Source organism: Nocardia sp. NPDC050713 (genome assembly GCF_040654315.1).
GTDB lineage: Bacteria > Actinomycetota > Actinomycetes > Mycobacteriales > Mycobacteriaceae > Nocardia.
On sequence record NZ_JBFAHS010000016.1, the window covers coordinates 107,989 to 132,307 of the forward strand.

General features: G+C 68.2%; 22 protein-coding genes. 9 read left to right on the top strand and 13 right to left on the bottom strand.

Annotated features, from left to right (window positions below):
• Positions 1 to 46 precede the first annotated feature (46 nt).
• Entirely contained in the window at positions 47 to 1,201 is a 1,155-nt protein-coding gene (locus AB0H49_RS26690) for an FAD-dependent monooxygenase (protein WP_357255319.1), read from the top strand.
• A 102-nt stretch (positions 1,202 to 1,303) separates the two neighbouring features.
• On the opposite strand, the gene AB0H49_RS26695 is transcribed toward AB0H49_RS26690, so the two are convergent.
• The 7 genes from AB0H49_RS26695 to AB0H49_RS26725 all read right to left on the bottom strand — a co-directional run bounded on the left by AB0H49_RS26695 (position 1,304) and on the right by AB0H49_RS26725 (position 10,098).
• Positions 1,304 to 1,711, bottom strand: a complete 408-nt coding sequence (locus tag AB0H49_RS26695; RefSeq protein ID WP_357255322.1) for a heme-binding protein — start codon at positions 1,709 to 1,711, stop codon at positions 1,304 to 1,306.
• A gap of 121 nt (positions 1,712 to 1,832) precedes the next feature.
• On the bottom strand, positions 1,833 to 2,861 hold the full coding sequence (locus AB0H49_RS26700) for a methyltransferase (protein WP_357255325.1): 1,029 nt from the start codon (positions 2,859 to 2,861) through the stop codon (positions 1,833 to 1,835).
• A 188-nt stretch (positions 2,862 to 3,049) separates the two neighbouring features.
• Positions 3,050 to 3,331 (bottom strand): DUF664 domain-containing protein, encoded by a 282-nt coding sequence (locus AB0H49_RS26705; protein WP_357255327.1) that lies wholly within the window; start codon positions 3,329 to 3,331, stop codon positions 3,050 to 3,052.
• Entirely contained in the window at positions 3,270 to 4,976 is a 1,707-nt protein-coding gene (gene ilvD, locus AB0H49_RS26710; protein WP_355003193.1) for a dihydroxy-acid dehydratase, read from the bottom strand. The genes AB0H49_RS26705 and ilvD overlap by 62 nt, the downstream gene beginning before the upstream one ends.
• A gap of 59 nt (positions 4,977 to 5,035) precedes the next feature.
• A complete protein-coding gene (locus AB0H49_RS26715; RefSeq protein WP_355003192.1) occupies positions 5,036 to 5,335 on the bottom strand; it encodes a hypothetical protein in 300 nt (99 codons plus the stop codon).
• Positions 5,336 to 5,436: 101 nt separating this feature from the next.
• Positions 5,437 to 7,788: an arylsulfatase gene (locus tag AB0H49_RS26720; RefSeq protein ID WP_357255331.1), complete on the bottom strand. Its 2,352-nt coding sequence runs from the start codon at positions 7,786 to 7,788 to the stop codon at positions 5,437 to 5,439.
• A 435-nt stretch (positions 7,789 to 8,223) separates the two neighbouring features.
• On the bottom strand, positions 8,224 to 10,098 hold the full coding sequence (locus AB0H49_RS26725) for a hypothetical protein (protein ID WP_357255333.1): 1,875 nt from the start codon (positions 10,096 to 10,098) through the stop codon (positions 8,224 to 8,226).
• Between the two features lie 320 nt (positions 10,099 to 10,418).
• Here AB0H49_RS26725 and AB0H49_RS26730 point away from each other — a divergent pair, with 320 nt between their 5' ends.
• Together AB0H49_RS26730 and AB0H49_RS26735 are read left to right on the top strand one after the other, a co-directional pair.
• Positions 10,419 to 11,330, top strand: a complete 912-nt coding sequence (locus AB0H49_RS26730; protein WP_355003189.1) for a cutinase family protein — start codon at positions 10,419 to 10,421, stop codon at positions 11,328 to 11,330.
• Positions 11,331 to 11,564: 234 nt separating this feature from the next.
• The gene (locus AB0H49_RS26735) at positions 11,565 to 12,419 is read left to right on the top strand and encodes a class II glutamine amidotransferase (RefSeq protein ID WP_355003188.1); all 855 of its coding nucleotides are present in this window, start codon (positions 11,565 to 11,567) and stop codon (positions 12,417 to 12,419) included.
• Positions 12,420 to 12,503: 84 nt separating this feature from the next.
• On the opposite strand, the gene AB0H49_RS26740 is transcribed toward AB0H49_RS26735, so the two are convergent.
• The 3 genes from AB0H49_RS26740 to AB0H49_RS26750 are packed head-to-tail and all read right to left on the bottom strand — an operon-like array spanning position 12,504 to position 16,104.
• Positions 12,504 to 14,597 (bottom strand): xanthine dehydrogenase family protein molybdopterin-binding subunit, encoded by a 2,094-nt coding sequence (locus AB0H49_RS26740; protein ID WP_357255337.1) that lies wholly within the window; start codon positions 14,595 to 14,597, stop codon positions 12,504 to 12,506.
• Positions 14,594 to 15,586, bottom strand: a complete 993-nt coding sequence (locus AB0H49_RS26745; protein ID WP_357255340.1) for a xanthine dehydrogenase family protein subunit M — start codon at positions 15,584 to 15,586, stop codon at positions 14,594 to 14,596. Before AB0H49_RS26745 ends, AB0H49_RS26740 begins: the two co-directional genes overlap by 4 nt.
• Positions 15,583 to 16,104 (bottom strand): 2Fe-2S iron-sulfur cluster-binding protein, encoded by a 522-nt coding sequence (locus AB0H49_RS26750; protein WP_355003185.1) that lies wholly within the window; start codon positions 16,102 to 16,104, stop codon positions 15,583 to 15,585. The genes AB0H49_RS26745 and AB0H49_RS26750 overlap by 4 nt, the downstream gene beginning before the upstream one ends.
• 243 nt (positions 16,105 to 16,347) lie before the next feature.
• On the opposite strand from AB0H49_RS26750, the gene AB0H49_RS26755 reads away from it, so the two are divergent.
• The 6 genes from AB0H49_RS26755 to AB0H49_RS26780 all read left to right on the top strand — a co-directional run bounded on the left by AB0H49_RS26755 (position 16,348) and on the right by AB0H49_RS26780 (position 21,345).
• The gene (locus AB0H49_RS26755) at positions 16,348 to 16,896 is read left to right on the top strand and encodes a hypothetical protein (protein ID WP_357255343.1); all 549 of its coding nucleotides are present in this window, start codon (positions 16,348 to 16,350) and stop codon (positions 16,894 to 16,896) included.
• 140 nt (positions 16,897 to 17,036) lie between these two features.
• On the top strand, positions 17,037 to 18,662 hold the full coding sequence (locus AB0H49_RS26760; protein WP_357255346.1) for an ABC transporter substrate-binding protein: 1,626 nt from the start codon (positions 17,037 to 17,039) through the stop codon (positions 18,660 to 18,662).
• An 87-nt stretch (positions 18,663 to 18,749) separates the two neighbouring features.
• Positions 18,750 to 19,256, top strand: coding sequence for a VOC family protein (locus AB0H49_RS26765; RefSeq protein WP_355003182.1), 507 nt, complete (start codon positions 18,750 to 18,752; stop codon positions 19,254 to 19,256).
• Between the two features lie 28 nt (positions 19,257 to 19,284).
• Positions 19,285 to 20,094 (top strand): MerR family transcriptional regulator, encoded by an 810-nt coding sequence (locus AB0H49_RS26770; protein WP_357255349.1) that lies wholly within the window; start codon positions 19,285 to 19,287, stop codon positions 20,092 to 20,094.
• Positions 20,095 to 20,170: 76 nt separating this feature from the next.
• The gene (locus AB0H49_RS26775) at positions 20,171 to 20,872 is read left to right on the top strand and encodes a YafY family protein (RefSeq protein WP_355003180.1); all 702 of its coding nucleotides are present in this window, start codon (positions 20,171 to 20,173) and stop codon (positions 20,870 to 20,872) included.
• A gap of 92 nt (positions 20,873 to 20,964) precedes the next feature.
• Positions 20,965 to 21,345 carry a VOC family protein gene (locus AB0H49_RS26780; RefSeq protein WP_355003179.1) on the top strand — a complete coding sequence of 127 codons (381 nt, stop codon included), beginning with the start codon at positions 20,965 to 20,967 and terminating at the stop codon, positions 21,343 to 21,345.
• A gap of 176 nt (positions 21,346 to 21,521) precedes the next feature.
• Here AB0H49_RS26780 and AB0H49_RS26785 read toward each other — a convergent pair whose 3' ends face one another.
• From AB0H49_RS26785 to AB0H49_RS26795, 3 genes are all read right to left on the bottom strand, one after another.
• Complete coding sequence (locus AB0H49_RS26785) at positions 21,522 to 21,911, bottom strand: hypothetical protein (RefSeq protein ID WP_357255353.1); 390 nt, start codon at positions 21,909 to 21,911, stop codon at positions 21,522 to 21,524.
• A gap of 157 nt (positions 21,912 to 22,068) precedes the next feature.
• Positions 22,069 to 22,944 (bottom strand): LLM class F420-dependent oxidoreductase, encoded by an 876-nt coding sequence (locus AB0H49_RS26790; RefSeq protein WP_357255356.1) that lies wholly within the window; start codon positions 22,942 to 22,944, stop codon positions 22,069 to 22,071.
• Between the two features lie 42 nt (positions 22,945 to 22,986).
• Entirely contained in the window at positions 22,987 to 24,309 is a 1,323-nt protein-coding gene (locus tag AB0H49_RS26795) for an FAD-dependent oxidoreductase (RefSeq protein ID WP_357255358.1), read from the bottom strand.
• Positions 24,310 to 24,319: the final 10 nt, after the last annotated feature.

Consider the following 24,319-nt stretch of genomic DNA (forward strand, 5'->3'; position numbering starts at 1 on the left):
ACAACGGGTTCGGATCGTCCGATCGAGATGCCAAGGGGGGCAGAGCATGCCACATTCGCAGGCACGCAGCGCGGGAATCGTGGGTGGCGGGATCGGCGGGCTCGCCGCCGCGATCGCGCTGCGTAGCGCCGGATGGCAGGTCACCGTCTACGAGCAGGCGCCGGAGTTCACCGAAGTAGGCGCGGGAATCTCGTTGTTCCCCAATGCGATCACCGCATTGGATGCGCTCGGTCTGGGCGCCGCCATCCGGGCCACGGGGATCGGCGAGGGGCCCGGTGAAATTCGTAATGCCGCGGGGCGGGTTCTGTTCACCCGCTGGGCGAAACCGCTGCCAGGCGGATTCACGGTGCTGCACCGCGCGGACCTGATCGCGCTTCTCGTCCAAGCAGTGCCGAGCGACTGCCTGCGGCCGGGCAGCACGGTCGAGGACGTCGCACTCGACGGCACCCTGCGTGTCGGCGGCGAGACGGTGCGCCACGATCTGATCGTCGGCGCCGACGGAGTGCACAGCGCGATCCGACAGGGCCTGTGGCCGGGCGACACCGCCGTGCGCCACACCGGGATCACCGCCTGGCGAGGCGTGCTCGACACCCCCGCACCTTTCGCCGGTGGCATATTGGGCGTGCACGCGGAATTCGGCGTGCTACCGATGCCGGGTGGACGCACTTACTTCTTCGCGGCCGCCCAACCCGGCTTCGACAGTCTCGACCATTTCGCCGAGTGGGCGTCTCCGGTGCCCGAAATCCTCGCGGCGGCCGATCCGGCACGGATTCTGCGGGGAGAGTTCCTCGAGGTGCCGGTGCCCGCGACACTCGCCCTCGGAAAGGTCGCGTTGGTGGGTGACTCGGCGCACGCGATGCGTCCGGAACTCGGACTGGGCGCCGCCATGGCCCTCGAGGACGCGGTGACGCTCGCGGCCCACGCGCCCGATCTGCGCGCGTATTCGAAGGCGCGGCGGCGACGGGTGCGGACAGTGTCGTGGATGTCGCGCCAAGCCACCGGCAACAACATGCCCAACTCCCGGTGGCGCGCAGCCGTGCGCGACGTCAGTGCCCGCGCGGTACCCGATGCTTTGGTCCTGGCCCCCGTATCCCGGCTGTTCCGCTGGCGCGCACCGGCTTCGGTCTCCACCGATACCGCCACTACCTCGGAGGCCACCCGCCCGACCGTCGAATCGCCGTCAGCGCCCCGTCGCCAATAGCCCCGACAACGACCACCCCCGAGACCGGTCCGGTAGGTCGGTTATGGCGTTGCCGCACAGATGGGACGGCAACACCGCTCGACGTGGTGTGTCAGTGAACGGTCAATCCACCTGGGCGGCGGCAGCTGTGCCGATCTTGTGGTCTGTGATCGAGGAGGCCGCACCGGATACACCCAGCGCGCCGATGATCGCGCCGCCGACCCGGATGATCACGCCACCACCATTGGGTACCAGCGAGTGTGCACCCGATTGCCGCGGTCCGCCAACGATCGGCTGTCCCTGAGACGCGGCAGTGGTCATGTGCACGGTGTCGAATCCCAGAGCAACGGCAATATCTGCCTTGCGTTTTGCGAGTTCGGCCGTATACGAGGCCGCACCGTCCATACGCGTGAAGGCCACCAGTTCGCCCCCGGCCTCCACGACCGCAAGCGAGACGACCTCCCCCAACTCGGCTGCCACCTTACGAGCGGCCGAGATCACCGCCCCGGCCTGATGCAGCGAAATACCCATGAGCCCATCCTCCCGCACCCACAGCATCGATAGGCTTACCGCTGGCAGCGTGCCTTCGAGTGACGCCATCACATTGTCGTAGCCGGGCAGGCGAAAAGGTGGCGCTGCAGACGAGCGTGGCTTATGGAAACTGATGCGACGGTACGAATAGCTCGGGCCCGAACCGGAATTCGAGAAGGCAGCGTTGGTCGGTCAGGTCGGTCACGGTGTCGAGGACCAGTCCGTGCGGGGCGGCGAGCGTGCGGAACTCGTCGATGCGCCGTTCGCGACCGCCGTAGATCGCGAGCATGGACAGGTCCATCTCGGTGCTGGCTCGCCGTCCTCCTACTGGTTCTATGACGAGGATGCGGCCGGTCGGGTGGGCAGCTTCGACGCAACGGGCGAGAATGCGGTGGGCGTGCTCGTCGTCCCAGTCGTGGAGGATGTCGGACAGCAAGTACGCGTCCGCCGCTGCCGGAAGAGTGTCGAAGAAGCTGCCCGCGGTCACTTCGGTTCGATCATCGAGGTCGTGAGCGCGGAAGGTTTGGCGGGCCTCGGTCGCGGTGGGTGTGAGATCGACGAGATGGCCGTGCATCCGGGAATGGGCTTTCAGGATCGCGGCGAGCAGGGTTCCCCGGCCGCCACCGACATCGACGATCGTGGTGAATCGGGACCAATCGAAACCGGCGACGAGTCGCGGGATCTGCTCTCGGAAGCGCAGGGTCATCTGCCGATCGAACGACGCACGGAGAGAGTGGTTTTCGGCTAGGTCGGCCCAGAAGTCCTGTCCGTAGCGGCGCGGGTAGGCCGCTTGGCCGGTGGTGATGCTGTGGGCGAGTTCGACGATGGCCAGTTCGGCGCGACCGGCAGCGGAATCCAAGCGCAGCAGGATGTTGGTGAAGCCGTTGCCCGCGTCGGCGCACAGGTTCGCTCCGAACTCGGTGGTGCGGTAGCCGGTGGCTGTCCGTTCCACGACCCCGAGTGTGGTGAGGTGGCCCAGCAGCAGATCGAGCGCGACCGGTGCGACGTCGAGTTCGACCGCGAGTTCAGCGGCGTCGGCGCCGTTGCCGACGAGCCGGTCCGGCAGCCCCAGGGTCACCGCGACCCGCAGAGCCATCGGCGTCGCCAGACTCGCCATGCGACGGAGCGCATCGGCATCGTTGTGTCCCATGAGGAGGCACTGTGGCATGCCGAAGTGGGCCGGGGCCAACGAATTCGGCGTGGACTCGTTCGCTGCGCCAGGTGACGGACTCACGCACCGGCGCCTTGGCGGTCCGAACTGTTCGCCGGGTGGACGAGCCGAGCGTGGTATGTCGCCGGGAGGCGGCCGCGGGCTGACCCGCGACCGCCCGTTTTCTTCTAGCTCGACTTCTGCCCGTCCAGCGTTTCGCGCAAGATGTCCGCGTGCCCGGCATGCTGGGCGGTCTCGACGATGACGTGCAGAAGCACCCGGCGCACGCTCCGCGTGGCGCCCGGCTCGTGCCACGGCGCCTCGGGCAGGGGGTGCGTCGCCGACAGGTCGGGCACGGAGGCGATGATCTCCGCGCTACGGACGGCGACTCGTTCGTAGCGCGCGTTGTCAATCGCAGACAGCGCCGCCGGACGCCGAGCCGACCAGCTTCGTGTACTTGGCAAGCACACCGCGGGTGTAGCGGGGCGGCAAGGGTTTCCAGCCCTCGCGGCGTTGCACGAGTTCGCTTTCGTCGACCATCACATCGAGCTTGCCCGCGGCGACGTCGAGGCGGATGCGGTCGCCGTCGCGCACGAACGCGATCGGGCCGCCGTCGACGGCTTCCGGGGCGACGTGCCCGACGCACAATCCGGTGGTGCCGCCGGAGAACCGTCCGTCGGTGAGCAGCAGCACGTCCTTGCCCAGGCCCGCGCCCTTGATGGCCGCGGTGATGGCCAGCATCTCGCGCATCCCCGGACCGCCCTTCGGGCCCTCGTACCGGATGACGACCACGTCGCCCGCGGTGATCGTGCCGTCCTCGAGTGCGTCCATCGCGGCGCGCTCGCGGTCGAAAACCCTTGCCGTGCCGGTGAATACATCGGAGTCGAAGCCCGCCGACTTGACCACGGCGCCCTCCGGCGCGAGGGTCCCGGTGAGGATGGTGATACCGCCGGTGGGATGGATCGGCGAGGCCATCGCGCGGATCACCTTGCCGTCGGGGTCGGGTGGGGTGATCTCGGCCAGGTTCTCGGCCACCGTCCGGCCCGTCACGGTCAGGCAGTCGCCGTTCAGCAAACCGGCGTCGAGCAGCGCCTTCATCATCACCGGCACGCCACCGATGCGGTCCACGTCGGTCATCACGTGCTTGCCGAAGGGTTTGACGTCGGCCAGGTGCGGCACCCGGCGACCGATGCGCGCGAAATCGTCCAGCGACAGGTCGACGTTCGCCTCGTGCGCGATGGCGAGCAGGTGCAGCACGGCGTTGGTCGAACCGCCGAAAGCCATGACGACCGCGATCGCGTTCTCGAACGCGGGTTTGGTCAGGATGTCGGAGGCGGTGATGCCTTGGCGGATCAACTCCACGACCGCCTCGCCGCTGCGCCGGGCGTAACCGTCGCGGCGGCGGTCTGTCGCGGGCGGCGCGGCACTCCCCGGCAGCGACATGCCGAGCGCCTCGGCCGCGCTGGCCATGGTGTTGGCGGTGTACATACCGCCGCAGGCGCCTTCACCCGGACAGATGGCCCGCTCGATGGCGTCGACGTCCTCGCGGCTCATCAGCCCGCGCGCGCAGGCGCCGACCGCTTCGAACGCGTCGATGATCGTCACCTCGCGCTCGCTGCCGTCGGAGAGTTTCGCGATGCCGGGCAGGATCGAACCGGCGTACAGGAACACGCTGGACAGATTCAGCCTGGCCGCCGCCATCAGCATCCCCGGCAGCGACTTGTCGCAGCCCGCGAGCAGCACCGAGCCGTCGAGCCGCTCGGCTTGCATCACCGTCTCGACGCTGTCGGCGATCACCTCCCGGGAGACCAGGGAGAAATGCATTCCCTCGTGTCCCATGGAAATGCCGTCGGACACCGAGATGGTGCCGAACTGCATCGGGTAACCGCCACCGGAGAAGACACCGTCTTTGCACCCCTGGGCGAGCCGGTCCAGCGACAGATTGCACGGCGTGATCTCGTTCCACGACGAGGCCACGCCGATCTGCGGCTTCTCCCAGTCCGCATCCCCCATGCCGACCGCACGCAACATCCCGCGCGCGGCGGCCCTCTCCAGTCCATCGGTGACGTCGCGGCTACGCGGCTTGAGATCGGAGACCTTCTGATTCTCGGACACGATTCCCCATCATCCTCGCTCCACCCCGATTACGCCGCCGACCACGCCGAATGCTTCGCCTACCTCGGCCAGAAGACGTGATCATCTCGCACGACGAGCGGTTCCGAGTTCTCGTCCTCATACCCGCGCAGCCGACCGAGCTCGACGGAACCATCGAGTCGGACCATGCCGAAGTCCACCCGCCGGTACAGCCAGCGCATCAGCTCGCCGATCTCCGGAAACATTTCAGGATGCACTTCCTGCCGTGCCTCGAGACGCCAACCGGTCGGCGTTCGCTCGAGGCTCGCGGTCAGCATTCCGCCGGTTTCACACCCTGGCCCGCGCTGCTCGAGCAGCGGTTGCGGATCCAGCTCGACCAAATGACCCTACTCGTTCTCGATCAGCCAGCGGCTACCGCTCTCGATCCGAAGCCCGATTCCGGTAGTTCACCGAGCCCCAGATGCCAACGCAACTCGGCCCCTCAATCCCGTGAGAACGCCGCTGCCGCGGCGATTGCCAAATCCTGGTATGGCTTTCCGCTCACGTCGGCGACCACCTGGTGTGCGGTTCCGCCGGTGAGGGGGAACGGTGCGGGGTAGCGGGTGGAGACGGATTGGCCGTTGTCGCGACCGACGCAAACTCCTTCGCCCACACCGGAGAACGTCACCGGCTGGGTGCGCATGTCGCCGAGGGAGCCGACCGGGGTCTCGTCGATGTACAGCACGGCCTCGCCGGTGGGGGTGAAGTTGTCGGGGCGGGTTCCGTGGCGTTCGTAGCGGATTCCGAGGATGTGGTCGCCGAGTGGTACCGGACGATCGGAGACGATCATCTGTTCCTCCTCGCCGAGGAAGTTGTAGATGTAGTACAGGTGCTCGTCTTCGATGAACAGGGTGTGCCCGCCGAGCCGTCCACCGTGGGCGAACAACACGCCCTTCGCGTCCGGCCTTTCGATCGTCGTCTCGGCGAGCAGGGCGAAGGATCGGCCCCGAATCTCCAGTGCCGCACCGGGTCCCACTTCGGCGCCGCCGGGATAGTAGACCGACCTGTCGCGCATGGCGGCGTACGTCGGGCGGTATCGGGTCATGGCCGAGACGATGTCGAGGTCGTTGAGCGGCAATCCCTGGTACTTCTCCGCCTCCGAGAACCACAGCGCCTTCAGCTCTTCCAGCTTCTCGGGATAACTGTCGGCGAGATCGTGCACCTGGCTGCGGTCGTGATCGAGATCGAACAGTTCCCAGCGGTCCTGGTCGAAATGTCCCCAGCCGGAGGGGCATGCCGCGTGGATGGCGTCGGCGAACCACCCGCGATGCCAGATCCCGCGCGTCCCCAACATCGAATAGAACTGCGTGTGTTTGCCGGTATCCGCGTTCGCGTCGTCGAGCAGTGCGCGAAAAGTGCTGCCCTCCAACGGTCGCTGCGGCACATGCTTCACGATGTCCGGCGGCGCGATGCCGATCAGGTCGTAGATGGTCGGGGTGACGTCACAGACGTTGACGTACTGGTGGCGCAAGTCACCACGGGCCGACATCCCGGCGGGCCACGACACCACGCACGGATCGGCGATGCCGCCTTCGTGCGAGGCATACCGCTTGTACAGCTTGTACGGGGTGTTGAACGCCATCGCCCAACCGATGCTGTAGTGGTTGTAGGTGCTCGGCGAACCGAGCTCGTCGAGCTTGGCCAAGTTCTCCTCGATCGCGTCGAGGTAGCCGTTGAAGAATTTCATCTCGTTGGACGTGCCGTTCGGACCGCCTTCGCCGCTGGCGCCGTTGTCCGAGAACGCGACGATGATCGTGTTGTCCAATTGGCCGCTCTCCTCGAGATAGTCCAGCAGCCTGCCGATTTGCGCGTCGGTGTAGGACAGGAATCCGGCGAACACCTCCGCCTGCCGACGGAACAGCCGCTTCTCGTCCTCCGACAACGAATCCCACGGCCGTACCGTGTCCAGCATGGGCCACGGCTTGCCGTCCGCGCTGGTGGCGTGCGCGTAGGGATTGACGGGCGAGAGCTCGGTGCCTTCCGGCAGCAGACCCATGCGCTTCTGATTTTCCAGCACGACCTCGCGGTACTTCTCGTAGCCCATGTCGAAACGTCCGCGGTATCTGTCGGCCCACTCCCGCGGCACGTGATGCGGCGCATGCCCGCAGCCGGGACACAGATAAAGGAACCACGGCTTGTCGGGGGCGATCACTTTCGCGTCCCGGATGAACTCGATCGACTTGTCCGCCAGGTCTTTCGACAGGTGATACCCGTCCTCGGGTGAATACGGCGGCGCGACTTGGTGATTGTCGTACACCAGATTCGGATACCACTGATCCGCCTCCCCGCCGAGGAATCCGTAGAACCGCTCGAACCCACGTCCCAGCGGCCAATGCCGTTTCGACGCGGCCAAATTCTCTTCCTCCAGCGGCGTCATATGCCACTTGCCGACCGCGTACGTATTCCACCCGCGCTCGGACAGCGCCTCCGACAGCAGGGCGGTGTCGGCGGGTATCCGTCCGCACATATTGGGGAAGCCGTCGCTGATCTCCTCGATGGTCGCCATGCCGACCGAGGTCGCGTTCCGTCCGGTCAACAGCGCGGCGCGGGTGGGTGAGCACAGGGCGGTGGTGTGGAACTGCGTCAGCCGCACGCCGCGCTCGGCGATGCGGGACATGGTCGGCATCTCGACCAGACCGCCGTAGCAGTCCCAGGTCCCGATGCCGATGTCGTCCCACACCAAGTACAGCACGTTCGGCGCGTTTTTCGGGGCCGTCGGCTCCGCGTACGGTCCCCAGTCGGGCACCGAATCGCGGATATCGAATTCGACGCGTCCCTCGAACTTTTCGGCCATCGGCCACCTCCACGACAGAGCTGTTGAATGGCCCGTCCGCCCGTGGCCGGTGACCGATCCGGGGACACACGAGCCCTTATGTGGTTGCCCGCCACGCGTTTTCACAAATCTGCGGAATCCCGGGGGGCCACGGCGCTGCGACCCTTGGCCACTACGACCACGCGGCGAATCACCGTGCCGGAACGGCAACTGACCGGTGCGAGATCATCAGGCGTCGACTTCCGTCCGCGGCACGGCTTTTCGAACGGGTCCGAACGCGCGCGCGGACGAACGAGGACAGACCCCTTCGGCGCCGCGGCAAGCGTCCCGCTCAGTTTACCGCTGGCCATCGGCGCGATCGACAGAACTTCGGAGATTCGCAGCGGATTCTTCCTGTCGAATGGCCGAAGCAAGCTAAAAGTTCAAGCAACTTCGTGCGAGTCACCACCCGAGTACTCAGCGGTCGTAGGAGGCGACGCCGACCGGACCCACACCGACACACAACGTGAGACCCGTTGTGTAGGAACCGATTCGAAGGAAAGATCCGCCACCGACCACCCGCACGTACACCGTGTGCGTCCCGGAGCGGACCGGGACGACGACCGGCCGCCCGCGCTCGAGGCCGACCGTGAGCTGCCCGTCCCGATCGGCGACGTAGTTCAGCTGGGCGGTCCAGTTGTTGTCGAGCATCGGCCCGTCCAGCGGAACCGCGACCGGTGTCGGGCCCGCGATCCGGTGGTCGCAGCCGGGATCGGGACCCGGGCGGATGTGCCGGTTCCACCAGACGACGGCGTCCACGATCTCGCCCGTGTCGGTGATCATGCGCAACCGTGGCGTCGAGTCGGCGAACGCGCTGGGCGGCGCGACCGGTGCGAGCACGTTCTCGGCGAGGTTTTGCGGATAGGCGTAGGGTGCCAGGACCGCCCACGGCACTTCCTGTTCCAGCAGCGGCGCGTCCTGTTCGCCGAGCGCGGCCGTGACGTTGGTGAGGTAGGTGCGGGTCGGGCCGATCGCCCACGCGCGCGCGAAGGTCCACGAGGACCACAGGCTGCTCACCACGAACGCCGCCGTGAGCCCCACCAGGGCGGGCGCGACGAACCGCCGCCTGCCCAGCCGCGCCCACAGCTCGGATTCGCGGGGACGTGCCCGAAGCACCAGCGCACCGGCGAGCGCCATCAGCACCGCGACGTCGGCCAGGTACCGGAGGGATTGCATGATCTCGGTGGCGGTGTGCGGTCCACTGCGAATCAGCGCGAGCGGCAGCTGCGCCACCACGACGTAGACCGCGACCGTCACCAAGACCGCCGTCACCCGCCGACGCAGGAAGACGGCGGCCACAGCGAGCAGACCGAGCACCACCCAAGCGAAAGCGACCGCCCAGTCCGGCGGCGCTGCCCACGGCGTGGCGGGCAACCACCGTTCCCACACCCACGGCCCGCCCGACAACGCGGGCACGACACCCAGCGACGTGGCGGTGCGCAGCAGCTCCCCGACATCGTGCCCGTTGCCGTGCACGGCGGCGACGTCGACGACGCTGAGATAGACGCCGAGCCACGCCACCAGAGCCACACCGCAACCCACCCACAGCATCGCCCCGCGACGGGCGACCGTCCGGATGACACCGGTGTGACCGTCCACGTGGTGCGTCGAGGCGGCGGCCGCGAACGCCACGAACGGAACGACCACCGACTTCTCGAAGGACAGCAGCGCCAGGACCAAGACGACGATCCCGGACACCGCGTACCGGCGCCGCCCGGTCCGCACCAGCAACACCGCGTCACCGATCACCCAGGCGAGGGCGAACTGCAACGGCAGCGCGTTCAACGCCGCCGCCCACCACGCGAACGCGGGCAGCGTCAGCGGACACACCAGGTAGAGCACGAGCGGCACCAGCATCGCCCGGCGGCTGCCCAGCACGACGATCAGCATGCGCAGCACCGCGAGCGAGGCCGCGAGTTGCAGCAGGACCAGCGAGATCACCGGACCCGCCCAGTCCAGCGGTGCCGCCCTGGTCACGAGCCACGCCGCGCCGAAGGCCAGCGGCATGAAATGACCGTCGTGGTCGTAGAGCAGCAGGTCCGTGGACAACAACTCGTAGCGACCGGCGCGCCCGACCAGAACGAGGTCGTCCCAATAGAAATAGCCGCGACCGGCGATCCAACCGCGCAGCGCCACCTGCGCAACGACGAGACAGCAGGCCAAGAGGACAACGGCGCGCGGAGTGGACGAGGTCAGCACCGCGCGTGCCCGCCGCGACCACCCGCCGACCGGCGGCAAGCCGCGCGCGGAGACGACCGGCGCCGGACGCTCGCCGATACGCACGTCGGTCATCGCGGGCACTCCTGTTCGCGATCGTGTTCTGCCGGGCGTGGTCCGAGGATCGCTGTGGTGGATCCCCGCGCCCAGTCTGCCCGAAACCTCACCGTGCCGGAGCACCGCCGACCGCCGGTGGGCACCGCCGCTCAGGCGCTCGAACCGACACGGGTGGAGCAATCCTCGAGCATCACCGTGCACAAACGAAACTTTCCGCCACAATATTGTCTGTCCCCCCGGACGATTTCCGACGCACTCGTGCCTACCTGAAAGACATCGACACCGGCGCTCGCCCGAGAGCCGTCGTCCTCGCCCACAGCGAACACACGGAGTACGCGATGTTTACTCGATGGACGAACACAGCCGCCTGCGCGGTGGCGACCCTCGCCGCAGTCCTGTCACCCGCCGCCGCTTCCACCCCCGCACACGCCAGTCCACCGCACTGCCCCGACGTCCACGTCGTGGCGGTTCCGGGGACCTGGGAGACCTCGAAAACCGAACCGGGCAAGGGGATGTTGGCCGCCGTCGCCGACGACCTGCCCGGCGACGTCTGGACCGACTACGTCGCCTACACCGCGACCGCGTTCCCTTGGGAAGGCGAGGTGTACGGCCGGTCCAAGCGCGAAGCCATCGACACCGCCCGCGCGCTCATCGCGGACACGGCCCAGCGCTGCGCGACGACGCGATTCGCGTTGCTCGGCTACAGCCAAGGCGCGGACGCCGCGGGCGATCTCGCCGCCGAGATCGGCACCGGGCTGGGCGTGGTCTCGCCCGACCGGGTCGGACTGGTCGGTCTGATCGCCGACCCGCGCCGCTCCCCCACCGACACCCTGATCGGCCCGCCGGTGCCGGGCGCGGGAGCGGGCGGCCCGCGCCTGGGTGGATTCGGCTGGCTGAGCCCGCACACCTTCACGTTCTGCGTCCCCGGCGACCTGTACTGCGCTACCCCGGACGGTGACTACGCCGCCCGGATCGCCGGATTCTTCGCGCAGGTCTCCAACCCGGACCCCGCCCTGTTCGACAAGTATCAGCAGCAGGCGGGCGAACTCATCAACGACGCCATGGCCGCGGGAGGCTTCGGACTCCTGCACGACCAGCTCAACAATTCCGCCTACGAGGAGCGCAAGAAGCAGATCGATGACTTCCTGGCCTCCGGCGCCCACCAGAGCTACCCGTCCTACCGGATCGCCGGGGGCGCGACCCCGCTCACCTGGTTGCGTCAACGACTGGTCGGACTCGCTCAGCGTTGATCGGCGCTCGCGGTAACCGTCGGGCTCGAGTGCTGAATCGCCAGATTCGGGGAGGCGTCCCGCCGATTTTCGGCGGACCGGTATAGCGGCGACGCGCGCCGGAATCGATAGGATTCCGGCGCGCGTCGGCGTTTCCGCGGACCTTTGCCGAGTCACCGGTCCGCGGAGTGAACGCGCGATAGGCTCGGACCGGGCAAGATCATTCGGTGCGACCGGCGCAGGGGTGATGCCACTATGTGTCGACTCTTCGGACTGACCGCCGCTCCGCGACGAGTCAAAGCAAGCTTCTGGCTACTGGACGCGGCCGACAGCCTGGACCGCCAGAGCGAGGCGAATCCCGACGGAACCGGGCTCGGCACCTTCGACACCGCGGGGCGGCCGCTGGTCGAGAAACAGCCGCTTGCCGCCTACGAGGACCGGCAGTTCGCCGTGGAAGCCAAGCACCGCGAGTCGGCCACATTCCTCGCCCACATCCGGCACGCCTCTACCGGCGACCTCAGCACGAAGAACACCCACCCCTTCACCCAGGACGGGCGAATCTTCGCGCACAACGGCGTCATCGAGGAACTTCCCCGCCTCGACGAGGAACTCGGCCGATACCGCGAACTGGTCGAGGGCGACACCGATTCGGAACGTTTCTTCGCCCTGATCACCAAACACATCGACGCCCACAACGGGGACGTCACCGCGGGCATCACCGCGGCGACGCACTGGATCGCCGACCGGTTGCCGATCTTCGCGATCAACATGCTGCTCACCACCGCCACCGAGCTGTGGGCGCTCCGTTACCCCGCCACCCACGACCTCTACGTGTTGGACCGCGAACCCGGCGAACACCTCGAACACAGCGGCACCGCGGGCACCGTCCGAGTCCGATCGACCGACCCGGCCCGCGTCCCCACCGTCGTCGTGGCCAGCGAGGAGATGGACGACGACCCCGACTGGAACCTCCTCCCCTCCGGCGAACTCCTCCACATCGACCACAACCTCCAGATCCACCGCACCCTCATCCTCGACCGTCCCCCCTCCCACCCCTTGTCTCTCTCCGACCTCAGCGCCGACGCCGCCGCCTCCCAACAACACCGCTGACCCCGACACCACTCGATCTCTTCCAACAGCCGCATGCACAAGCGCCCAGGGCCTGGGTTGTCCGAGTTGGGCTTTCGATGATGGTCAGCCCAAGAGCTTGTCGGGGGTGATCGGGAGGTCGCGGACCCGCACGCCGGTGGCGTGGTAGACGGCGTTGGCGACGGCGGCCGCGGCGCCGACTATTCCGATCTCACCGGCGCCCCTGGACCCCATGGGGTTGGCGTGTTCGTCGACTTCGTCGAGCCAGATCGCATCGATGTCACGGACGTCGGCGTGGGCGCTGATGTGATAGGTGGCGAGGTCTTGGGTGACGACGTGGCCGAAGCGGTGGTCGCGCACGCTTTCCTCGTGCAGCGCCATCGACAAGCCCATGGTCATTCCGCCGATCAGCTGGGAGCGCAGGGTGCGGGCGTTGATGGCGCGGCCGATCGAGAAGACGCCGAGCATTCGGGGGACGCGGATTTCGCCGGTGTCCCGATCGACGGCGACTTCGACGAAGTGGGCGCCGAAGGAATGCATGGCGAACTTGTCGGCGTCGGGATTCTCCGGCATTTCCGTAGTGGTTTGCGCTCCGGCGGAAGGCTTTTCGCCGTGTTCCTCGCGAAAGGCGCGCGCCGCGGCGACGATCGCCGTGCCCCATGAGCTGATGCCCGACGACCCACCGGCGACCGAGGCAGCGGGCAGGTCGGTGTCGCCGATCTGGAGATCGACCGTCGCGGTATCGCAGCCGAGCGCGTCGGCGGCGATCTGGGTCAGCGCGGTCCAGGTGCCGGTGCCGAGGTCGGCCGCGCCGATCTGGACCGTATACCGGCCGTCGGAGCAGTAGACGATGCGGGCGACGTTGCCCGGCATGGACGAGGCGGGGTAGGTCGCGGCGGCGACGCCGGTACCGAGTAACCACTCGCCCTGCCGACGGCTTCGAGGCGCCGGATCGCGTTCGGCCCAGCCGAACCGTTCTGCGCCGGTGCGCAGACATTCGATCAGATGCCGCCCCGACCATGGATTGCCCGACGCGGGTTCGGAATCGGGTTCGTTGCGCACGCGCAATTCGATCGGGTCGATGCCGCAGGCGGCCGCGAGTTCGTCCATCGCGACCTCCGCGGCGAACATCCCGGGACACTCGCCGGGCGCGCGCATCCAGAACGGCACCGGAACGTCCAGCGGCGCGAGGCGATGCGAGGTCCGGCGGTTCGGCGCGGCGTACATCATTCGCGACACCAGCGCGGTCTGCTCCGCGAATTCCTTGACCTTCGAAGTCAATTCGACGACTTCGTGCGACAGCGCCGTCACTGTGCCGTCGCGGTCGGCGCCGAGCCTGATCCGCTGGATCGTCGGGGTGCGGTAGCCGACGAGGGCGAACATCTGCTGACGGGTGACGGCGAACTTCACCGGGCGGCCACCGCTGCGCTGCGCGGCCATGACGGCGAGCACATTGTGAGCGTGCGGGGCGCCCTTCGAACCGAACCCGCCGCCGACGTGCGGAGCGATGACCCGCAATTGTTCGGTCTCGAGGCCGAACAACGGCGCGAGCGTCTTGCGCACCGGGTGCACGCCCTGTGTCGAGTCGTAGAGCGTCACCCGGGTGCGCCCCGAGGTCTCGTCCCACAGCGCGATGGACGCGTGCGGTTCCATCGGATTGTTGTGTTCGATCGGGGTGGTGTAGGTCTGGTCGACCGTCACCGCGGCGGCGGCCAGCGCGGCGTCGACGTCGCCATCGTCGGTATCGGCGGGCTCGGTCTCGAGCAGCTTCTCCGGCGCGTACAGCTCGGGGTGGTCTAAGCGCAGCTCGGTGTCGTGCGGCTCGGTTCGATAGTCGACGCGCACCGAATCGGCTGCCTGCCGGGCGATTTCGGCCGACTCCGCGACGACAGCGCCGATCAGCTGTCCGCGGAAGTGCACCCGATCGTCTTGCAGGATGCTCAGTTCGCCGTCCGAGGTATCCGCGAGCTTCGGAGCGTCGAAGACGGTCAACACGGTGACCACACCGTCCAGCGTCTCGGCGGCGGAGGTGTCCATCGCGACGACCCGCCCGTGCGCGATGGTCGCCTGAATGGGATGTAGATAGGTGGGTCGCTCCACTCGGTGCTCGAATGCGTAAGGCGCCGTGCCGGTCACCTTCGCGGGACCGTCGAGCCGAGTGAGCGGCGCACCCATCGATTTCGCTGGAATCAGTGTCATCGCCGCGCCTCTTCGGTGAGGGTGCGCAAGGTCGCGACCAGAGTTCGTTGGGCCAGTTCGACTTTGAACTCGTTGCCGTCGAGCGGCCGTGCCTGCGCCAGTTCGGCCTGTGCCGCGCGGCCGAACGACTCGACGTCCGCCTCGGCGCCTTCCAGCGCCGCTTCCGCCTGCCTGGCCCGCCACGGCTTGTGCGCGACGCCACCGAGAGCTATTCGCGCGGAAGCGATCCCGCCGGATTCGAGGACGATCTCGGCGGCGATCGAAACGAGCGCGAAGGCGTAGGAGGTGCGATCGCGCACCTTGCGGTAGGTCGAGCGCGCACCGGAAGGCGGTGCGGGCAGCTCGACAGCGGTGATCAGTTGCCCGTGACTCAGCACGGTGTCCAGATCGGGCCGATCGCCCGGCAGGCGATAGAAATCCGCGACCGGGATCCGTTTCGTTCCGTCGACGTCCTGCACCACCACGCGGGCGTCGAGCATGGTCATGGCTACCGCCATATCCGACGGGTGCGTCGCCACGCACTGCTGTGAGGCGCCGAGAATGGCGTGGTAGCGGACGTATCCGCCGATCGCCGGACATCCGGTGCCCGGTTCACGTTTGTTGCACGGCGTCGTGACGTCCTGGAAGTACGGACAACGGGTGCGCTGCAACAGATTTCCCGCCGTGGTCGCCAAGTTGCGCAACTGCCCGGACGCGCCGGCGAGCAGCGCCCTGGACAGCGCGGGATAGCGGGTGCGCACGAGCGGGTGCGCGGCGAGATCGCTGTTGCGCACGGCCGCGCCGATCCGCAGACCGCCGTCGGCGGTCTCCTCGACCTCGGCGAGCGGAAGCCTGCTGACGTCCACCAGCAGGCGCGGCTCGCGCACGCCCAGCTTCATGTGATCGACGAGGTTCGTCCCGCCGCCCAGGTACGCGGCATCCGGGCGAGCCGACACCGTCGCCACGGCATCCTCGGCGGTGGCGGCGCGGCGGTACTCGAACGGGATCACGGCGCCGCCGCCGCTCGGATCGCGGCGAGGATGTTGGGGTAGGCGGCGCAGCGGCAGAGGTTGCCGCTCATCCGTTCCCTGATCTCGTCGTCGGTCAGTTCCGGCTCCGCGGTGAGATCGGCGGTGACGTGGCTGGGGTGACCGGCCTTCGCTTCGTCGAGCATCCCGACGGCGGAACACACCTGCCCCGGCGTGCAGTAGCCGCACTGGAACCCGTCGCGATCCAGGAACGCTTCCTGCATCGGGTGCAGCTCGTCGCCCTCGCCCAGCCCAGCCGCGGTGACGATATCGGCGCCGTCCTGGGCGACGGCGAAGGTGAGGCAGGTGGTGGCTCGGCGACCGTCCAGCAGCACGGTGCACGACCCGCACTGTCCGTGATCGCAACCTTTCTTCGGCGACGTCACGCCGAGCTGCTCGCGCAGCGCGTCGAGCAGCGTGGTGCGGTTGTCGACCCGAAGGGACCGCTGTTCACCATCGACGCGGAGGGTGATGCCGGTCCGGGTGTTCGAGGCATCCATCTTCGCCGCGTACCCCGCACCGAGCGGGCGAATCCTCCGGCGCCGAATCCGTGGCGAACCGAGAGCTACCGATGGACCTCGGCGAGGTCCGGAAGTCCGCCGCGGTCTCCTCCGCAGGTGCGGAAGTGCAGGGCTGGCGCCGGGTCGATTGATGGACGGTTGACCGAACAAGCGGAGGTCAACGCGCGCGCCTGGTCCACTGGCAGACGCATGGGATCTGCCCGAGGGAGAGGACGAGGCGTCATGTCCATCGACGTCGCGAAGGTGACACCGGCAACTCGTGGCGGCACAGTCGTGCCCGCGCTCGCGGCGCTTTCGGCGGGCGGGTTTCTCGCGATCGCGATCTGGGTGTCGAGCCGCCTGGACGTGAGCGAGGAACTGCACCGCGTCGCGCTGTTCGTTCATCTCGCGGCGCTGGTGGTCGGCCTCGGCGCGGTGTTGGTCGGCGACTACGCGGCGCTGCTCTGGCTGACGAGGCGGGTGACGACGGCACAGCTACTGCACGACATCGGCCGGTTGCACCTGCCGATCTGGGTCGGCCTCGCGGGGTTGGTGGGCAGCGGGATGCTGCTCGAACCCGAATTCGAGGTCCTCGCCACGCGCGTGAAGTTGGCGCTGGTCGCGATTCTGATGGTCAACGGAGTCCAGGCGATGGCGCTCGAACGGCGGATGGCCGCGGCGGGGACCCACCTCGGCTTTCCGCTCGTGTTGCGTGGCGTCGTGACGGCTCTCGTCTCCCAGAGTTGTTGGTGGGCGGCGATGTGGATCGGCTTCACCGCGACGCAGTCCTGATCAATTGACCGGTTTTGATTGTCCTGGCGTTCAACGTATTACGGTCAACGCACGGCACTGCTGCACTGGTCCGGGGGCATCCGGCCACATCCTCGTCGTGGTCGGACGCGCCCGGCATCACGCAGGAAAGGCAGCACCCGATGCGAAAATCTCGACTAGCGCTCAGCGTTCTCACCGCCTGTATCACGGCCCTCGGTGCGGTCGGCTGCGGCGCGGACACGAACCCTCCCGCCCAAGCGGCGAACCTCCTCACCCTCAACACGACCGAGCCGGAGAACCCCCTGGTGCCCGGCGACACCACCGACGCCGGTGGCTCGAAAATCCTTCGTACCCTGTTCAAGGGTCTGGTCGACTACGACCCGAAGACGGCCGCGCCGCGCAACGCCGTCGCCGAATCCATCGAGACCTCCGACTCCCGAATTTTCACCGTCACACTGAAGCGCGGCTGGACCTTCCACGACGGCACACCGGTGACCGCGCACAGCTTCGTCGACGCGTGGAACTACACCGCGTATGCGCCCAACCAGCAGCAGGGCGCCGGATTCCTTTCCGTGATCGAGGGTTTCGACGCGGTGAACGCGCCCGACCCGAGCGGCACACCCGCGGCGAGTTCCGGCAGCCCCGCGGCGCGCACGATGAGCGGACTGCGTGTCGTCGACGAGCACCGGTTCACCATCACGCTCGCCGCGCCGCTGCCGAGCTTCGTCAACCGCCTCGGCTACCTCGCCTACGCGCCGCTGCCGAAGCAGTTCTTCACCGACCGGGCGGGCTATCTGGCGCACCCGGTCGGCAACGGCCCCTTCGAGTTCGTCTCGCACGCAGCGGGTTCCAGCTTGACCATCCAGCGCAACGACGACTACTCCGGCCAGCAGAAGCCCGCCATCGAACGCGCGGAGTTCCGCTTCAACAAAACGCTGGAGGCGGCCTACGCCGACGTCGTCGCCAACCGCCTCGACTTCCTCGAGGTGCTGCCCGGCGACGCGCTCGTCGGCGGACGCTACAAGCAGGATCTCGCGGGCCGCCACTTCACCCGCGCCGGAACGGGTTTGCAGTCGATCACGTTCCCGCTCTACGACCCACGCTTCGCCGATCACCGGGTGCGCCAGGCGATTTCGATGTCGATCGATCGACAGCACGTCATCGATACGGTGTTCACCGGTGATCGCATCCCGGCCCCGGGACTCGTGCCGTCCACCGTGCGCGGCGCCACCGAGGGCCAGTGCGGGGCACTGTGCGAACATCGACCGCAGCAGGCGCGAGAACTGTTCGACAGCACGGGATTCCAGGGTCCGATCGAGATCGCGTCCAACGTCGATTCGGCCAACGAGAAGTGGCTGACCGCGGTGTGCTCGTCGATCACCGCCGCGCTCGGCCGCGAATGCCGGTTCCAGCCCGTCTCGACGCTCGGCGAGTTCCGTCGCCAGATCAACGCTCACCAGATGCGGACGATCTACCGCACCGGCTGGGTCGCCGATTACCCGTCGATCGAGAACTTCCTGAACCCGCTCTACCGCACCGGCGGTTCGTCCAACACCGGCCGCTACAGCAACCCGCAGGTCGACGCGCTGCTCGCGCGCGCCGACGCCACGGCGAACGAACAGGAGTCCTGGAGCCTCTACCAGCAGGCCGAACGGCTGGTCATCCAAGACATGCCCGCGGTGCCGCTGGTGGTCCCCGGCGTGCAGACGGGCTGGTCGGAACGGCTGCGGAACGTGACCGTCACGCCCTTCCGCGACCTCGACCTGGAGACCGTCACGATCGCCTAGCGAACGCCCCGTCGTGCCTCGGTGGTCGCCGAGGCACGACGGCGCACGACTTGACCCTCACGTCGCGTGAGGCTCGACGATGACGTCATGACCGAGACATACCCCGCCTTCGACATCAGCCCCGTTCCCATTCCCGCCTTGGACGCCACACCCCCGGAGCTCTTCCGCGGCCTGTACGGCATGCCGATGTTCGTCACGGCGCCGACGCCGGATCTGGCCGCGTCGGTCGACTTCTGGAGCCGTGGCCTCGGGTTCTTCGACCTGTTCTCGATCCCCGGCCAGCTCACCCACCTGCGCCGCTGGGCGTTCCAGGACGTCCTGCTCGTGCAAGGCGAGCGGCCCGCCGACGCACCGCCGCTGACCGTGAGCTTCGCTTGCGTGCTCAGCCAGCTCGACCAGATCGAGGCCAAGTGCACCGAATTGCTGCCCGGCTGCACGACAGGGCCGCGACAGATGCCGTGGAATTCGGTGGAACTCGAGATTCGCACACCGGAGAACACCCGGGTGATCATGACCGCCGCCCGACCGTACGATCCGGACAGCCCGGAGGCCGAGCAGCTCCGCGCCATCGGGATCGAACCGCCCCGAGGGTGACGGAGACGCGACTGCCAGACTGGTCGGCGTGACGAATCAAGCCTTGGACGAAGACGGCGGTCGCACCGTCGGCGCCGTCGCGTCGCTGGTGGGCGTCACGATCCGGACGCTGCACCACTGGGATTCGATCGGGCTCGTCCACCCGTCCGAGCGCACCGACGCGGGCTATCGGCGCTACACCGCGGCGGATCTGGCCCGTATTCACCGGGTGCTGGTCTACCGCGAACTCGGCGTGCCGCTCGGCGACATCGCGGCGCTGCTGGACGCCCGGGCGGCCGACGCGCTCGCGTCGCTGCGCGAACAGCGGGACCAGTTGCGCGAGCGCGTCGCCCACCTGCGCCGGATGGGCGACGCGCTCGACCGCATGATCGAGGCGAGAGAATCCGGCATTCTGCTGTCCGCCGAGGAACAGGTGGCGATCTTCGGCCAGCACTGGCAGCCGTCCTGGGCCGAGGAAGCACGCGATCGCTGGGGCGACACCGCCCAGTGGGCGCAGTACGCCGAGCGCGCCGCGGGCCGGACCGCCGAGCACTGGCGACAGATCGCCGAGAGCGTCGAGGCGCTCAACGCGGAACTGGCCGCGGCCCATCGCGACGCGGTGCTTCCAGGAAGCGATCGGGCCAACGCGCTGGCCGAGCGGCACCGCGCCTCGCTCGGCGCGTATTTCGACTGCACCCATTCGATGCACGTCTGCCTGGGTCGCAAGTACGCCACCGACCCGGGATTCGCCGCCTTCTACGACGGCATCGAGACCGGCCTGAGCGCCTGGATTCGCGACATCATCGACGCCAACGCGCGCGCCAATGGCATCGATCCCGCCACGGCGACCTGGGTCTGACCGCCTGTCGAATTCGCGCCGATGGCTCGGGATTCCGTCCCGGAGAATTGTCGGTGGGCGGCGCTACGGTGGCGGCGTGAACCGGACGGATCGGCTGTACGCGATAGTCGAGGAGTTGCGGGCGATCTCCCCGCGGCTGCGCACCGCGCGGGAGTTGGCGCAGCGGTACGAGGTGAGCGTCCGGACCATCGAACGCGACATCGCCGCGCTGCAGCAGGCCGGTATCCCGATCTACGCCGACGTGGGCAGGCGCGGGGGGTACGCGCTGGAGAAGAGCATGTCCCTGCCGCCGTTGAACTTCACGCCCGCGGAGACCGTCGCGCTGGCGGTCGCGCTGGCCCGCCATCGCGGCGGCCCGTTCGAGCAGGCGGGTCACAGCGCGCTGCGCAAGATCTTGGCGGTGCTGCCGGAACGCAACGCGGCCGCCGCGCGCGAGCTCGCCGGGCGCATCCGTGTGATGGATCCGCTCGACGCGCAACAGATCAACGAGATTCCCGCGGTGATCGAACGGGCCATCGAGGTCGGGCGGGTGTTGCGGATCGGCTATCTCGACCGGTTCGGCGCGCGTACCGAACGCTACGTCGAACCGTTCGCGTTGGTGAGCGGGACGAACGGCTGGTACCTGGCGGCATGGTGCAGGCTACGCGGCAATCCGCGCTGCTTCCGGTTGGATCGGATCGCCTCGGCGGCCGCGACCGAACAGCCCGCGCCGCACCGCGCGTTCGACGGTCCCGCGTTCGACATCCCCGACGATCGGCTCCGAATCGTCGCGCTCTGAACGGATTCGAAAACACCGACAGGGGGTTGTCGCCACGGCGGGAGATCGTGATCCGGCAAGTCAACGACCCCGAGATTCCGGAGCGAAATCGAATGACCACTCCCGCCTACAACACCGTCGCCTGGTTCCAGGTCGGCAGCGACAAGCCCGAACTGGTGAAGAAGTTCTACGGCGAGCTGTTCGGCTGGACCTTCAGCCCGTACCCGAGCGGTGACCAGGGCTACGAACTGATCCACTACCCCGGCAGCGAGGGCCCGAGCGGCGGGATCGCGCACACCGCGGAGGCCTCGGCGAACCACGCCACCTTCCTGGTGGTCGTCGAGGACGTCGCGGCCACGCTGGCGGCGGCCGAAGCATTGGGAGCCAAGGTGGTGACGCCGCCGGTCACCAGCAACGACGGACTGGTGTCGGCCGACCTGCTCGACACCTCCGGCAACTTCTTCTGCGTGTTCAGCCCCGCGCCGACGTCGTGATGCCACGGTGAGCAGCTTCCGGCGCATCGGTGTTGGATGCGCCGGAAGCGCGAGGCGCCATGATCGGAGCCCATCGGCCTCCGATCGGATTGGCGGGGACGGGTGTTCGGATTCCAGACGCACCGCTCAGCGCCGGCGTCGCCTCCGCCGATCGAGCTGAGGTACGTCGAAATCGGTCACTGGGCGGCCCGGTGGCCTGATTGCGTCGAGTCGCGTTGCTCGGCGATCCGGCGGCGGATCTCGCCCCACGACAAAGGCAACTCGTCCACCGGTGCGCTGAAGAACACGAAGGTGGCGTCTCGCATGACCTTTCGCTTGCGCTCGACAGTCGACTTGTGCGGCTCGGAGCCCGCGTAGGCGTAGATGGCTGCCTTGTCCTCCCAAGCCGAATAGGTCCAGAATGTGCCCTTCAGCATCTCTGCCTTCAAAGCCACGCCCAGCACTCCCGGCGAGCGGCGGGCCTGCCACCACAGCGCCAGCGAGGCGATCAGGAAGCCGGGTGCGCTGCGCAGCGACTCGACCTCGAGGCGCGAGGCCATACATTGGACCTCGGGCTTGGTTGACATGCCGACTGTCGTCCACGGAAGCGTGGGCATAGACCGCTCTTTCGATCAGAGGGGTGGCGGCGGACCGCCGATTGGTTCCACCATATTCCACAGTGGGATGTGGGGTTGTCAACGACGCAGCCGCCCTCGACCCGCCCCATCAGAACGGGGGCGGTCGTCAACCGAGGTCGGCGAGCTGCGGGACGGCCGGTGCGAGCCCGTCGATCCACGCGGCAGGCGAACCGGTGGTCGGCACGACGATGACGGTGTGCACGCCGAGCTTCGCGTAATCGGCCATCTCACGGACGAATTCGTCGCGGGTGTCCGGCGTCGGGCGCGGGTTGTTCGCCATGATCGTCTTGCGAATCCGGTCGTAGTCGCGGCCGAGATCGTCGCAGTGCCTGCGCAGGACGTCGAGCTTGTGTTCGACGTCCTGCGGCGAGGTGCCGAACAGGTTGCACGCGTCGCCGTACTGCGCGACCAACCGCAGCGTCTTGCGTTCCCCGCCGCCACCGATCAGCACCTTGGGGCGGTGGATCGGCTGCGGTGAACACAGCGTCTCGGCCAACTGGTAGTGCTTTCCCTCGAACGGTCCGTTGTTCTGCGGGTCCCACATCTGCTCGCAGATTCGCAAGGCCTCTTCGAGTCGCTCGAAGCGTTCGGCGACCGAGGGGTACTCCACGCCGAGCCCCCGGTGCTCGCGCTCGAACCACGCGGCGCCGATGCCGAGCGCGGCCCGCCCGCCCGACAGGATGTCGAGCGTGGTGACGATCTTCGCGAGCAGGCCCGGATGCCGGTACGTCACGCCGGTGACGAGCAAGCCGAGCTCGATCGTCGAGGTGTGCGCGGCGAGGAAGCCGAGCGTGGTGTAGCCCTCCAGCATGTTGGCTTCCGCGGGAAGGCCGGTCGGCTCGATCTGGAAGTAGTGATCCATGAAGGACAACCAGGTCGCACCCGATGCTTCGGCCGCGGCGCCGACCCTGGCCAGTTCGCCCGCGATGGCGGTGGGTCCACCGTCGATGTCGAAGATCGGAATGTGAAAGCCGAGTTCCATGGTGTGGTCTCCTCGTGTATCGGCAAGCCCGTGACCACAACGCTACGACTTGGAGTGCGCTCCAAGGCAAGTCGAGCGCAACGACGCCACGACCTCATCGGCGGCGCGCTCACCGGAGACGACCGCGCCTTCGAGGTAACCGGTCCAGCGCGGCGCGGTCTCCGTACCCGCCCAGTGGATCGGGCCGGTCGGCTTCGCGGCGTCGGTGAAGACATCGAGCGTGCCGGGAAGCGGGACCCCGGAGTACCCGCCGCCGACGAACGGATCGTGGTGCCAGGACTTCTCGTGCCAGCTGAGCGGGTTCCGCACGGCCGGACCGAGATGATCGGCCAAGGCGGACAGCACGGTGTCCCGACGGTCGGCGGGGGTGAGCCGATCCAGTTCCCTGGCATCCCGTCCCGGGACGAGCACACAGAGGTGGCCGGGGCCGGTCGGCGGTGAGATGTCGAACGAGGCGGGCACCGGACCGTCCAAGGCGACGATCTCGCCGCTGAGTCCGCGCTCACGCCAGAACGGCCTGTCGTAGACGGCGATCGCCTTGTAGATCGTGCCCATGCGGAGGTTGTCCTGGAGGCGTCGGCGTTCGGCGGGCAGGCGCGGATCGTGCCGGATCTCCGCCGCGACGGGCGCGGGGACGGTGACGATCACGCGCGCGGCGTGCACCGAACCGGCGGGGGTGGTGAGGGTGACACCCTCGGCCGATCGCGTGATCGCGGTGACCGGCCGCGTGAGATGCACCGCGTCGCCCAGTTCGGCGGCGAGCGCTTCGGCCAGCGCACCGGCTCCGCCCGAGAGCAGCGATTCCTGCGCACCGCCCGCGGTGCCGAGCATGACGCGCAGACCGCCCGCCGAGCGAATGCCCACGGCGAGCGCCGCGACGGAGACACCGTCGAGATCGCAAGCCAGCGCTTCCGACAGGACCACCTCGACCAACCGGCGTGCTCGCGACCCGGGGATCCGGCCGACCCAGTTCGACACCGTCACCTCGTCCCACCGGCGGCGCGCACCCATGCGCGCCAGCAACTCCAGCCGCAGCAGCGCCGATCCGGCTGCCGCGGCGGTGAGCGGGCCGATCCACACGCGTCGCCCGCCGTCGAGCACGAGGCCTTTGCCCACGCTGGGCGTCGGGAACAGGGTCATGCCGAATTCGCCTGCGAGCGCGGTCATCCGGGCGTGGTCGTGGCCGATCCACTGGCCGCCGAGATCCACCGGGGTGTCCGCGGCCGAGCGCTCGGTCCTGGTGCGGCCGCCGACGCGGTCGGCCGCTTCCAGGACGAGTACGTCGATGCCGTGCGCGCGTAGGGCACGGGCCGCGGTGAGTCCCGCGAATCCCGCGCCGATGACCGCGACCGTCGTTCGTTCCATCGCCAGCTCC